This window comes from Rhizobium sp. 01N48, from assembly GCF_056399145.1.
The window spans coordinates 229,968-242,620 of sequence record NZ_JBFTQT010000001.1; the positions used below are offsets into that span (position 1 = coordinate 229,968).

9 protein-coding genes are annotated in these 12,653 nt (G+C 62.9%); 5 read left to right on the plus strand and 4 right to left on the minus strand.

The annotated features are described in order from the left end of the window. Window positions 1–49: 49 nt before the first annotated feature. The gene (locus AC1DOG_RS01170) at window positions 50–427 is read left to right on the plus strand and encodes a VOC family protein (RefSeq protein ID WP_477926505.1); all 378 of its coding nucleotides are present in this window, start codon (window positions 50–52) and stop codon (window positions 425–427) included. A 46-nt stretch (window positions 428–473) separates the two neighbouring features. Here AC1DOG_RS01170 and AC1DOG_RS01175 read toward each other — a convergent pair whose 3' ends face one another. The 3 genes from AC1DOG_RS01175 to AC1DOG_RS01185 form a co-directional block, all read right to left on the minus strand. Then, a complete protein-coding gene (locus AC1DOG_RS01175) occupies window positions 474–1,703 on the minus strand; it encodes a T6SS phospholipase effector Tle1-like catalytic domain-containing protein (RefSeq protein ID WP_477926506.1) in 1,230 nt (409 codons plus the stop codon). A gap of 155 nt (window positions 1,704–1,858) precedes the next feature. Beyond that, window positions 1,859–5,347: a carbamoyl-phosphate synthase large subunit gene (carB, locus tag AC1DOG_RS01180; protein ID WP_477926507.1), complete on the minus strand. Its 3,489-nt coding sequence runs from the start codon at window positions 5,345–5,347 to the stop codon at window positions 1,859–1,861. Between the two features lie 162 nt (window positions 5,348–5,509). After that, window positions 5,510–6,538, minus strand: coding sequence for a zinc-dependent alcohol dehydrogenase family protein (locus AC1DOG_RS01185; protein ID WP_477926508.1), 1,029 nt, complete (start codon window positions 6,536–6,538; stop codon window positions 5,510–5,512). A gap of 173 nt (window positions 6,539–6,711) precedes the next feature. Here AC1DOG_RS01185 and ypfJ point away from each other — a divergent pair, with 173 nt between their 5' ends. From ypfJ to AC1DOG_RS01205, 4 genes are all read left to right on the plus strand, one after another. Then, window positions 6,712–7,629 carry a KPN_02809 family neutral zinc metallopeptidase gene (gene ypfJ / locus AC1DOG_RS01190; RefSeq protein WP_477926509.1) on the plus strand — a complete coding sequence of 306 codons (918 nt, stop codon included), beginning with the start codon at window positions 6,712–6,714 and terminating at the stop codon, window positions 7,627–7,629. Window positions 7,630–7,734: 105 nt separating this feature from the next. Beyond that, on the plus strand, window positions 7,735–8,643 hold the full coding sequence (locus tag AC1DOG_RS01195; RefSeq protein WP_477926510.1) for a LysR family transcriptional regulator: 909 nt from the start codon (window positions 7,735–7,737) through the stop codon (window positions 8,641–8,643). Between the two features lie 156 nt (window positions 8,644–8,799). Continuing rightward, window positions 8,800–10,047: a TCR/Tet family MFS transporter gene (locus AC1DOG_RS01200; RefSeq protein WP_477926511.1), complete on the plus strand. Its 1,248-nt coding sequence runs from the start codon at window positions 8,800–8,802 to the stop codon at window positions 10,045–10,047. 140 nt (window positions 10,048–10,187) lie between these two features. Continuing rightward, entirely contained in the window at window positions 10,188–11,576 is a 1,389-nt protein-coding gene (locus AC1DOG_RS01205; RefSeq protein WP_477926512.1) for an MATE family efflux transporter, read from the plus strand. A 12-nt stretch (window positions 11,577–11,588) separates the two neighbouring features. Here the strand turns inward: AC1DOG_RS01205 and AC1DOG_RS01210 are convergent, their stop codons facing one another. Next, window positions 11,589–12,629, minus strand: a complete 1,041-nt coding sequence (locus AC1DOG_RS01210) for an acyltransferase family protein (RefSeq protein WP_477926513.1) — start codon at window positions 12,627–12,629, stop codon at window positions 11,589–11,591. Window positions 12,630–12,653 lie beyond the last annotated feature (24 nt).

The following is a 12,653-nucleotide window of genomic DNA, read 5'->3' on the forward strand; positions in this document are numbered from 1 at the left end:
TCGGCGCGAATGTTGTAGCGTTGCCGGCAAAGCAATCTGGAGACCGTTTATGTTCGATCATGTGTCGATTGGTGTGAAGAGTCTTGAGAAGTCGCAGGCGTTCTATGACGCCGCGCTGGCGCCGCTCGGCTTTGAGCGGCTGACGAACTTCGGCAATGTCAGCGGCTATGGCGCTGATCGGGTGGGGCTTTGGGTCGGCGAGGTGGCGCGGCCTGTGGTGCCCGATATGGAATCCGGGCTGCATTTCTGTTTCGTGGCGCCGTCGGAAGAGTCCGTCGATGCGTTTTATGCGGCAGGCCTTGCCAATGGCGGAATCGATAATGGTGCGCCAGGCGTGCGGCCGGATTACAGCCAGTTCTATTATGCGGCCTTCATCATCGATCCTGATGGCTACCGGCTTGAGGCCTATTTCAAGCGGCCGGAGTGATCGGAACGACCTCCGAATCTTCTGACGGTGGCGGGCCGTCGTTGCTTCAGGGCTCCGTCTCGAAGCGCAGCGGAAGGTTCGGCGGGGCGTAGGGCGGTGCTGTCGTCGAGGACAATCGGTCGATGACGGATTGGTGCAGCGAGGCGCCGTCGGGGATGAAGCGGCGGTCGGCCAGCGGCAGGTAGATGCGCGTCGTGTCGCCGCGCTTGCGCCAGGAGGTGATCGGCACACGCCTCGGCACATATTCGAGCAGCTTCCATGCCCAGTTCATGGAGTCGTGCAGCGGTGCCGTTGGGGCCGGCCGGACATAGCTCTTCGTCGGGTTGTCGCCATGGACGAGTTCGTTCACGGCGTCCTCATTGTAGTTGAGGCCGGTGCTTCGGGTCTCGGCAATCATCCAGGCGAGCGGTATCTTGATCGCCGCACTCTCCGCTTCCGGATAGCCGCCGCCGATATCGCCGTGGACGCCTGAGAACCAGACTTCCTTCACGTTCTGCGGGGGCGGGGCCGGGGGCTTGAAGGGGCCGTCCCAGTAGTCCTGCCCTTGCCGCCATGGCAGCGGATTGAACATGGTCCGCCGCTCATCGATGGCGAGCGCATGACGGACCACTTCGACGCTCGGATTGCGATCGGTGAAGGGAAGCGTCAGGAGCTGCGGGCGCCATTTGCCCCAGACGATGACCGAGGACACCGTGTCGAAGAGGCCGAGCAGCTTGATCGGCGGGCGGTCGGTCTTCAGCGTGCGCTCGTAGAGGCGCATTGTCTTGAAGGCCGAGGGCGCGTTCCAATCGACATCGGCGGCATCCGCTCCACCCTGCTGCTGCTCGCTTTCGGAGATGCCCTTGTAGGTGTTGTAGGCGTAGTCGATCAGGTTGACGTGGTACTTGCTCATCAGCCCGAGCGAATGGACGAAGCCTGCCAGCACCCGTGCCGTATAGGCACCGCGGCTGAAGCCGAAGATGTAGATGTTGTCGCGGTCCCGATACTCTTGATCGTCCCCCGGTTCGCCCGGCTCGTAATTGTCGACGAGGAAGCGGTAGGCCTCCTTGACGTTCTGGTCGAGGCCCCAGCCGGTTGCCAGGCCCCATAGCTCGACCGTCTTGCGGTAGGCGTTGGACCATGCATTGGCAGYGCCGAAGGTGCCGACGCCTTGATCGTAATAGACGATCTGCTTGTCGCTGCGGTCGAGAACGCCGAACAGCCTCAGAATATTGGTGCGGTCGGCCGAGATTTCGTTCGACGTGCCATCGAACAGAATGACGATATTCTTGCCCATCGATGCCCCTCACGTGTGGGGATATCGTAACATGATCGCGAAGGGTTTGAAATCTCAGGTGGATTGTCGCGTTTTGCGACACTTCAGCGTGTCGCCGCGTTGGCCGTCGTGCGGCGAAAAGCCGGCCGTGAAGGGTCACGGCCGGCCTTGATATCTCAGGCGAAGTAGCTTTGCAGCGGGCGAACCTCGAGGTTGCCGGCCTTCAGCGCCTTGATCGCCTGGGCGGCTGCCTCGGCGCCGGCCATGGTGGTGTAGTAAGGCACCTTCTGCATCAGCGTCGCGCGGCGCAGCGACTTGGAGTCGGAGATCGCCTTGTTGCTATCGGTCGTGTTGATGACCAGCTGGACCTGACGGTTGCGGATGGCGTCCTCGATGTGCGGACGGCCCTCGAGCACCTTGTTGATCTTCACGGCCTCGATGCCGTTTTCGGCGAGGAAGCGGGCGGTGCCGCCGGTGGCCAGAACCTTGAAGCCCTGTTCGACCAGCATGCGGATCGCGGGAAGGACGCGCGGCTTGTCGTCGTCGCGCACCGATACGAAGACCGTTCCGTCACGCGGCAATTCGACGCTGGCGCCGAGCTGCGACTTGGCAAAGGCCAGCGCGAAATCGGTGTCGAGGCCGATGACTTCGCCGGTCGAGCGCATTTCCGGGCCGAGCAGCGTGTCGACGCCGGGGAAGCGGGCGAACGGGAAGACGGCTTCCTTGACGGCAATGTGCTTGAGGTTGCGCGGATCCGGCTTCTCACCATAGGCTGTGAACAGCGGATCGAGCTTTTCGCCGGCCATGGCGCGGGCGGCGATCTTGGCGATCGGGGCGCCGATGGTCTTGGCGACGAAGGGAACGGTACGCGACGCGCGCGGGTTCACTTCGAGCACGTAGACGGTGCCGTCCTTGATGGCGAACTGGACGTTCATCAGGCCGACGACGTTGAGAGCCTTTGCCATCGACTTCGCCTGGCGCTCGAGCTCGTCGATCATCTCCGGCGAGAGCGTGCGCGGGGGCAGCGAGCAGGCCGAGTCGCCGGAGTGAATGCCGGCTTCCTCGATGTGCTCCATGATGCCGGCGATGAAGGCGTCCTTGCCGTCGGAGAGGCAGTCGACGTCGACTTCGATGGCGTTCGACAGGTAGCTGTCGAAGAGCAGCGGGTTTTTGCCGAGCAGGGTGTTGATCTGGCCGGTCTTGTCGTTCGGGTAGCGCTGCTTGATGTCCTCAGGCACCAGTTCCGGAACGGTGTCGAGCAGGTAGGTCTGCAGCATGCTCTCATTGTGGATGATCTGCATGGCGCGGCCACCCAGAACGTAGGACGGGCGAACGACCAGCGGGAAGCCGATTTCGGTGGCGACCAGGCGGGCCTGTTCGACCGAGTAGGCGATGCCGTTGTTCGGCTGCGTCAGGTCGAGCTTGATCAGGAGCTTCTGGAAGCGGTCGCGGTCTTCGGCGAGGTCGATCATGTCGGGCGCGGTGCCGAGGATCGGGATACCGTTCTTTTCCAGCGCTTCGGCGAGCTTCAGCGGGGTCTGGCCGCCAAACTGCACGATGACGCCGACGACTTCGCCCTTTTCCTGCTCAGCGCGCAGGATTTCGATCACGTCTTCGGCCGTCAGCGGCTCGAAGTAGAGGCGATCGGAGGTGTCGTAGTCGGTCGAGACCGTTTCCGGGTTGCAGTTGATCATGATGGCTTCATAGCCGGCGTCACGCAGAGCGAACGCGGCATGGCAGCAGCAGTAATCGAACTCAATGCCCTGGCCGATACGGTTCGGACCGCCGCCGAGGATGACGACCTTCTTGCGGTCGGAGATCTCGGCTTCCGAGCGGGCGGCGCCGACGAAGGGTGTCTCGTAGCTCGAATACATGTAGGCAGTCGGCGAAGCGAATTCGGCGGCGCAGGTGTCTATGCGCTTGAAGACCGGGCGGACGTTCAGCGAATTGCGCAGTTCGGCCACTTCCTTCGGGCGCTTGCCGGAGAGGGTCGCCAGGCGTGCGTCGGAGAAGCCCATGGCCTTCAGCGTGCGCAGGTTTGCGGCGTCGGTGGGCAGGCCGTGCTCGCGAACACGGGCTTCCATGTCGATGATCGCCTTGAACTGGGCGATGAACCACGGGTCGATCTTGCAGCCTTCGTGCACTTCCTCGGGGCTCATGCCCATGCGCAGTGCCTGGGCGACCATGCGCAGGCGATCCGGCGTCGGCGTGCCGATGGCGGCGCGGATGGCGTTCTGGCTGCCTTCGCCTTCCTCGACGCCGGGGATTTCGATTTCGTCCAGGCCGGTGAGGCCGGTTTCGAGGCCGCGCAGCGCCTTCTGCAGCGATTCGGCGAAGGTGCGGCCGATGGCCATGACTTCACCAACCGACTTCATGGCGGTGGTGAGAACCGGCGAGGCGCCCGGGAACTTCTCGAATGCGAAGCGCGGGATCTTGGTGACGACGTAGTCGATCGACGGTTCGAACGAGGCAGGCGTCGCGCCGCCGGTGATGTCGTTGTCGAGTTCGTCGAGCGTGTAGCCGATGGCGAGCTTGGCGGCGACCTTGGCGATCGGGAAGCCGGTGGCCTTGGATGCAAGAGCCGAGGAGCGCGAGACGCGCGGGTTCATCTCGATGACGACGAGGCGGCCGTCCTTCGGGTTAACGGCGAACTGGACGTTCGAGCCGCCGGTTTCAACGCCGATCTCGCGCAGAACCGCGATCGAGGCGTTGCGCATCATCTGGTATTCCTTGTCGGTCAGCGTGAGCGCCGGCGCGACGGTGATCGAGTCGCCCGTGTGGACGCCCATCGGGTCGATGTTTTCGATCGAGCAGATGATGATGCAGTTGTCCGCCTTGTCGCGGACGACTTCCATTTCATATTCCTTCCAGCCGAGAACCGATTCTTCGATCAGGACTTCCGTCGTCGGCGAGGCGTCGAGGCCGCCGCCGATGATTTCGAAGAACTCCGAGCGGTTATAGGCAATGCCGCCGCCGGTGCCGCCCATGGTGAAAGAGGGGCGGATGATGGCGGGCAGGCCGACGACGTCGATCGCCTGGGCGGCAATCGCCATGGCGTGGCTGATGTAGCGCTGCTTGCGGTCGGTTTCGCCGAGGTTCCACTGGTTTTCCAGCGCGTCGAGCGCCTTGTCGAGTTCGGCACCCGAAAGGCTTTCCTTCAGCTTGTTGCGCTCGGCTTCATGCGTCTTGCGGTCGGCATCCTTGATGTCGGTGGCGTTGGCGAGCATCGAGCGCGGGGTTTCGAGGCCGATGCGGTCCATGGCTTCGCGGAAGAGGGCGCGGTCTTCGGCCATGTCGATGGCGGCCGGCTTGGCGCCGATCATCTCGACATTGTAACGGTCGAGAACGCCCATGCGCTTCAGGGACAGTGCGGTGTTGAGCGCGGTCTGGCCGCCCATGGTCGGGAGCAGCGCGTCGGGGCGCTCCTTGGCGATGATCTTGGCGACGACTTCAGGGGTGATCGGCTCGACGTAGGTGGCGTCAGCCAGGCCCGGGTCGGTCATGATCGTGGCCGGGTTGGAGTTGACGAGGATGACGCGGTAGCCTTCCTCCTTCAGCGCCTTGCAGGCCTGGGTGCCGGAATAGTCGAATTCGCATGCCTGGCCAATGACGATCGGTCCTGCGCCGATGATGAGGATCGATTTGATGTCTTGGCGCTTCGGCATGGGCTTTTTTCCGTTTCCTAGCTGCGCAGAAAGCCGGCCAGGGTGGGAGGCACCGGCCGGGTCGCGCATATGATGGTCTTTTCAGGCTAGAAGCGGCTTATAGGCAAATGTGTCCGTGAACGGAACCCCATAATTTACGGAATCGACAGGAATCGGAAGGGGCTAGCCGAGGCCCGGCAAAACGAGGGCGCGAATCTCGCCGGGACGGGCCGGATTGCTGATCGCTTCCACCGCTTCGGCAAACCCGATACGGCGCGATATCAGCGCTTCGACCTTGATCGTGCCAGATGCGATCAGGTCGGCGGCGCGCCGGTGGGTGAAGGGGTTGATGAAGGAGCCGATCAGTCTGATTTCGCGAAACAACAGATCGAAGGGCTCGATCGACACTTTCGCGCCCTGCGGCATGACGCCGAGAATCACGACGGTGCCGCCATGACGGGTAAGGGCAGGCGCCTGCTCAACGGTCTCGGCGACGCCGGCGCATTCGATGACCACATCGGCGCCACCCGGCAGGAGACCATCCAGCGCGGTGATGTGTTTGATGATCTCGCCATCACCAGGGTCCGCGGTGGCTGTGGCGCCGAGGCTTTCGGCGAGCCGCCGCTTGTCGGCGCTGCGGGTGACGAGCACAACGTCGGTGGCGCCGGCAAGGCGCGCGAGTTGCACGACCAGCAGGCCGATGACGCCGCCGCCCAACACGACCACAGATGAGCCGGTCCGGATCTCGGCCAGATCGACACCGTGCAGGCAGCAGGCGAGTGGTTCGCAGAAGGCGCCGTGGACGGGATCGAGGTCATCGGGTAGCGCAAACGCCTGTTTTTGCGGGACGATCACATACTCCGCGAAGCCGCCGTCGCGGCTGATGCCGATTGCCTGAAGGTTGCGGCATAGATTGACGCGGCCGCGCTGGCACTGGTCGCATTGACCGCAGGAGATGTTCGGGTCGCCGGTGATGCGCATGCCCTCGCGAAAACCGCTGACGGCGGGGCCGATTTCCTCGACGATACCGGTAAATTCATGGCCAAGCGTGATCGGCGGGCGGGATGGAAACTCCCCATGAAGCAGGTGCCTGTCGGTACCGCAGATGCCGCAGGCCTCGACGCGGACCAGCAGCTCGCCGGCGCCGGGCCGTGGCTTTTCCACCTCGCTGAAAGAGAGTTTCCCGATTGCTTCCAGCCGCACTGCCTTCATGCCAGTTCTCCTCCGATATCTCCCTCGTGCAGAAGGGGCGAAAGCAGCGCGCGCGTCAAGCACCTGTCGCGGCCGCGAAGGGCGCATGCCCGTGGTTGAAATCGGCTGGAATTTCCCATTCCCCCGGATATATAAGGGATGAGAGAGCAAGCAGTCTCTGCGGGGAGATCATCATGGAATGGAAAGGCCGGCGTCAGTCCGACAATATCGAGGATCGTCGCGGTGATCCTTCCATGGGTGGTTTGGGACGAGGGGGCGGCTTCAGCTTCCCCTCCGGCGGCGGCATGGGCCGGCGCGGTGGCGGGCTCAGCATCGGCACCATCATCTTTCTCGTCGTGCTCTATCTGATCTTCAAGGCGATGGGCATCGACCTCCTGCAGGTGATGGATGGCGGCATGTCGAGTGGCCCGGGCTACGAGCAGAGCCAGTCCAGCGGCAGCCAGACGCCTGCCAACGACGAGATGACCGCCTTCGTGCGCACGGTGCTCGCCGAGACCGAGGATACGTGGCAGGGCATCTTCCAATCGATGGGACGCGAATACGAAGATCCAAAGCTGGTGCTATTCTCAGGCCAGACGCAGTCGGGTTGTGGCTTCGCATCCGCCGCGACGGGGCCGTTCTATTGCCCGCAGGACCGCAAGGTCTACCTCGACACGGCTTTCTTCAACGAGCTTAGCCGCAAGTTTGGCGCGTCGGGCGATTTCGCCGAGGCCTATGTCGTCTCGCACGAAGTCGGCCATCACGTGCAGAACCTGCTCGGCATCCTGCCGAAGTTCAACGAGGCGCGCCAGCGCATGAGCGAGGCCGATGCCAACAAGATGTCGGTAAAGGTCGAACTGCAGGCCGATTGTTTCGCTGGCATCTGGGGCAAGTTCACCCAGCAGAAGGGTATTCTCGAAGCGGGCGACCTCGAGGAGGCGCTGAACGCAGCGCAGCAGATCGGCGACGATACGCTGCAGAAGCGCAGCCAGGGTTATGTCGTGCCGGAGAGCTTCAATCACGGCACCTCCGCGCAGCGTGTGAAATGGTTCAAGCGCGGCTTCGACACCGGCCAGATGCAGGCCTGCGATACCTTCTCCGGCCCGGTCTGACGGTTGCTGGTTCTGGCTCCGGGACTGTGTTCACCGGCTTTCGTCTCGTGCGCCCCTGTGCGATAGTTCGGCTCAATTTGAGCCGATCGTGCGGGAAAATGCACAATGGATGATCTTCCACTCAGCGACCTCGATGCCTTCACGGCAATTGCCACGGAGCGCAGCTTTCGCGCGGCGGCGCGCAAGCGAGGCGTTTCGGCGTCGTCGCTCAGCGACTCCCTTAGAAGGTTGGAGGAGCGGCTTGGTGTGCGGCTTCTCAACCGGACGACGCGCAGCGTGACGCCGACGGAGGCCGGGCAGCGGCTTCTCGAGAGGCTGGCGCCGGCGCTGGGGGAGGTCGCTTCCGCGCTCGGGCAACTCGACAGTTTTCGCGAGGGACCATCGGGCACGCTCAGGCTCAACGTACCGACCATCGCGGCGCGCTCCTTCCTGTCCGATATCATCAACCGCTTTCTGAAGGCCTATCCCAAGGTGCGGATCGAGGTGATCGGCGAGGATAGTTTCATCGATGTGCTCGGCGCCGGCTATGATGCGGGCATTCGCTATGACGAGCGGCTGGAGCGCGACATGATCGCCGTGCCGATCGGCCCGCGCCGGCAGCGCTATGTGACGGCGGCGTCGCCCGATTATCTGAAGCGTCGCGGCGTGCCGCAGCATCCGCGCGATCTCATCGACCACGATTGTATCATCCACCGGTTCCTGAGCGGCACGAGCGCGACGCCGTGGGAATTCGACCGGGATGGTGAGACGCTGATGATCACGCCGACGGGGCAGGTATCGGCCAATGCGATCGAGATCGAGGTTGGAGCCGCCGTCGCCGGCCTAGGCGTCATGCGCACCTTCGAGGAGGTGGTGATGCCCGAGGTCGAGGCCGGGCGGCTGGAGCTCATTCTGGAGGAGTGGGTGACCGAATTTTCCGGACCTTTCCTCTATTACGCCAGCCGTCGCCATATGCCGGCGGCGCTACGCGCCTTCGTCGACTTCATCAAGGCGGAACCACAAAAACAGCGTTAGGTGCGCGCTTTGTTCCGGTTCGCCATCAACGGAAGTCGTGAGCCTATCAAAACAATTGAAATGTTCACGTATTGTTTCGCTCTTTTGCCTGCGGTATGTAGAACGGGCGGCGATGAGATCGTCTTTTCAGAAAACAAACAGCTGTAGAGACCTCGCATGCTCGATCCGAAATTCGTCCGCCGCGGCCTTTTCCTCGTCTTCATGATCCTGTTTCTCGACGTGATCGGGATCGCGATCATCATGCCGGTGCTGCCCGTTTATCTTGAGCAGCTTACCGGTGGTTCCGTCAGCGATGCCGCGCTCGATGGTGGCTGGCTGCTTGTCGTCTATGCCGGCATGCAGTTTCTGTTCGCGCCGTTGCTCGGCAATCTCAGCGATCGCTTCGGGAGAAGGCCGGTGCTGTTGCTCTCGGTTCTGACCTTCGCCATCGACAATCTGATCTGCGCGGTGGCGACCAGCTTCTGGATGCTGTTCATCGGGCGCATGCTGGCGGGCTTGAGCGGCGGCAGTTTCGCGACTTGCTCGGCCTATATCGCCGACATCAGCAATGAGGAGAACCGCGCCAAGAATTTCGGCCTCATCGGCATTGCGTTCGGCGTCGGCTTTACCGTCGGCCCTGTTATCGGCGGTTTTCTCGGCGAGTTCGGGCCGCGCGTGCCGTTTTATGGCGCGGCGGCGGTGTCGTTCCTCAATTTCGTCGCGGCTTGCTTCCTGCTGCCCGAGACGCTCGATGCGAAAAACCGGCGCCGTTTCGAATGGAAGCGCGCCAATCCGCTCGGCGCGTTGAAGCAGATGCGAAACTATCCCGGGATCGGCTGGATCGCCGCCGTCATGTTCCTGTTCTGGCTGGCGCATGCGGTCTATCCGGCTGTCTGGTCATTCGTCACCAGCTACCGCTACAATTGGAGCGAAGGCCAGATTGGCCTTTCGCTCGGCATTTACGGGATCGGAGCAGCCGTCGTCATGGCGCTGGTGCTGCCCAGGATCGTGCCCGTTCTCGGCGAGTGGAAGACGGCGGTGGTCGGGCTCTGTTTCTCAGTGGTGGGCCTCACGGGCTATGCATTCGCCTGGGAGGGATGGGTGGTCTATGCGGTCATCGTGCTGACCGTGATGGAAAACATCGCCGACCCACCGCTCCGCAGCATCGCCGCCGGCAAGGTGCCGCCCTCGGCGCAGGGTGAGCTGCAGGGGGCGCTGACGAGCCTTTCCAGTATCACGACGATCATCGGCCCGCTGATCTTCACCCAGATGTTCGGCTATTTCACCAAGCCGGATGCGCCGATCACCTTCGCGGGTGCGCCGTTCCTGATGGCGGCGTTCTTCATCCTGATCGCCACGCTGGTGTTTCTTCTGAGGGTGCGTATATCAAAGACAGACAAGGCGCTCGGTCAGGCGGCCGAGTGATCGATCAGAATCGATGATGTGATGATGAATATTTCATCATCTGCATGTTTTTGGGTGTCGTTTCCTCGGGATTTCAGCTAGAGCCTTGGTCATATTGTCGCGCTTTGCGCCCATTTTGCATCAACTCACAGGACACCGTCATGGATACGCCGATCGACGCGCGAAAGCTCGCGCCGACAACCGATAACCGTTGGAGCGCGCATATCCGCGCGACGCTGGCGCTCGGCGTGCCGCTGATCGGTGCGCAGCTTGCTCAGCTCGGTATCAACACGACCGACGTTATGATCGTCGGGCGGCTGGGCGCCGAGCATCTGGCGGCCATGGTGCTGGCCGGCCAATTCCTGTTCACGGTCCTCGTCTTCGGCTCCGGTTTTTCGATCGCCGTTATCCCGATGGTGGCGCAGGCCTATGGCCGTGGCGACGTCGTCAGCGTGCGCCGGTCGCTGCGCATGGGCCTTTGGGTGGTCATGGCCTATTGGGTTCTGATGCTGCCGGCCTTCTTCAATTCCGAGCACATTTTGCTTGCGGCCGGGCAGAAGCCCGAGGTGGCGGCGCTGGCGCACAGCTATATTGTCATCGGTCAGTTCGCGGTGCTGCCGGGGCTGCTCTATAACGTGCTGCGGTCGCTGGTGAGCGCCATCGGCAAGGCGGCGGTGATCCTCAATGTCACCATCGCCATGCTGGTGCTGAACGCGGTCTTTGCCTATGTGCTCGTGCTCGGCCATTTCGGCCTGCCGGCCATGGGCTTGCGCGGTGCCGCGATCGTCTCGGTGCTGGTGCAGACGGCGGGCTTCTTCTTCATTCTGGCTTACGTCCAGAGCCGGCCGGAGACACGGCGCTACGAGATCCTGGTTCGCTTCTGGCGCCCGGACTGGAGGGCCTTCTTCGAGGTCGTGCGTTTGGGGTTGCCGATCAGCGTCACCATCCTTGCAGAAGTGAGCCTGTTCACCATGGCGTCGCTGTTGATGGGCCGGATCGGCACCATCGAGCTTGCCGCGCATGGTATCGCGCTGCAGTGGGCATCGATCGCCTTCATGATCCCGCTCGGCCTGTCGCAGGCGGCGACCGTCAGGGTCGGCGTCGCACATGGGCAGGGGGATCGCGTGGCGCTGGTGCGCGCGGCCGTGTCGGTGTCGGTACTCGCCTGCGTCATCTCGGCGGTCGGCGGGTTGCTGTTTGCGATCATGCCCGGCTTCTTCGCCGGCTGGTTCCTCGACACGCACTCGGCCGAGGCGCCGCAGGTGCTTGCCTATGCCGGACCGCTGATCGTGATCGCCGGGTTGTTCCAGCTGGTCGATGGTCTGCAGGCGATCGCCAATGGTCTGCTGCGCGGGCTAAAGGATGCGCGCGTGCCGATGATCCTGGCACTGATCGCCTATTGGCCGATCGGCTTCTTCCTGGCATGGGCGCTGGCGTTTCCGCTCGGGCTCGGCGGCATCGGCATCTGGCTCGGCTTCCTGATCGGATTGTTCACGGCCGCGCTGATGCTCTGCGCGCGCTTCTACATCCTGATGCGGCGCGAGGTTTAAACCTGGCGTCGCTCAGCTGCGGGTATTCGGCTGCGGATTGGCGAAGACCTTCGACCCGCGTTGATGCCAGAGCGATACCAGCGCCCGGCGGGCCGGGGTCTCGATGCATTCGTAGCTGATCCAGGCGATCAGCAGGGCCGCGACGAGGGCCATTGGGACGACTACATAAAGCGGCATTGTTGACGACAGGGCGTTGCCCATCAGGAACATCACCGGCACGTGGAAGAGATAGAGCGAGAAGCTGATCTTGCCGAGAAAGCGCATCGGGGCGGCGGCGAAAACGGCTGCTGAAATCCGATGCTCCTGCGCCACCAATAGAACCGCGAGCGCGCCGGCAAAGGCGGGCGCCAGTCCCCAGGCGTTGTCAGCATTGGGAAACAGGTGGTTCGATATCAGGATGAAGAAGGGCAGCGTCAGCGCCAGTACGCCCGTGGTTATGCCATCCAACCGGTCGTTCAGTAGCGATTGGAGCCGGCCGACAGTGGCGCCGAGAAGGAAAAAAGCGAGCTTCGAGACCAGCAGGATGCCGGGACCGGGGAAGCCGTCTAGCGCGTCGAGCGCCAAAAGGCCTGCAAGGACCACGCCGATTGCCTGGTACCGCCTGGTGTCGCTGAAGAAGAGCCAGATCACCGGAAAGAGCAAATAGAACTGGATCTCCGGTGGGACCGACCACAGGACGCCGGTGGAGCCCAGCAGCAGGATATGGCGCAGGATTTCCTTGCCGCCGTGGATCGGGTTGATGAAATCGAAGCCCGGAATGCTCGACAGCACCGCGACGACAAGAACCGCCACCAGATAGACCGGATAGATGCGCGAGAAGCGGCTGACCAGGAAATCGGCTACCGCCTTGCGGCTGATCGGCCGGTCTCCGTAGAGATAGGCCATCAGGAAGCCGCTGAGGGCGAAGAAGATGGCGACCGCCCGGCCGCCGACGCCTGTGATCATGTAGGGCGCGAGCGAGGGGAAGATCAGATCGAGGTGCGAGAAGACCACCGCCGCGGCGGCCATGCCGCGCAAGCCGTCGAGACTGGCTATGTGCTTCTTTTCCTGCATCGATGGCACCTTCGGCCGGCGTTG

What these genes read in the sequence shown, in the direction of transcription:
- AC1DOG_RS01170 (WP_477926505.1), top strand. Translation starts at nt 50, where the DNA reads ATGTTCGATCATGTGTCGATTGGTGTGAAGAGTCTTGAGAAGTCGCAG.
- carB (WP_477926507.1), bottom strand. Translation starts at nt 5,347, where the DNA reads ATGCCGAAGCGCCAAGACATCAAATCGATCCTCATCATCGGCGCAGGA.
- AC1DOG_RS01185 (WP_477926508.1), bottom strand. Translation starts at nt 6,538, where the DNA reads ATGAAGGCAGTGCGGCTGGAAGCAATCGGGAAACTCTCTTTCAGCGAG.
- ypfJ (WP_477926509.1), top strand. Translation starts at nt 6,712, where the DNA reads ATGGAATGGAAAGGCCGGCGTCAGTCCGACAATATCGAGGATCGTCGC.
- AC1DOG_RS01195 (WP_477926510.1), top strand. Translation starts at nt 7,735, where the DNA reads ATGGATGATCTTCCACTCAGCGACCTCGATGCCTTCACGGCAATTGCC.
- AC1DOG_RS01200 (WP_477926511.1), top strand. Translation starts at nt 8,800, where the DNA reads ATGCTCGATCCGAAATTCGTCCGCCGCGGCCTTTTCCTCGTCTTCATG.
- AC1DOG_RS01205 (WP_477926512.1), top strand. Translation starts at nt 10,188, where the DNA reads ATGGATACGCCGATCGACGCGCGAAAGCTCGCGCCGACAACCGATAAC.
- AC1DOG_RS01210 (WP_477926513.1), bottom strand. Translation starts at nt 12,629, where the DNA reads ATGCAGGAAAAGAAGCACATAGCCAGTCTCGACGGCTTGCGCGGCATG.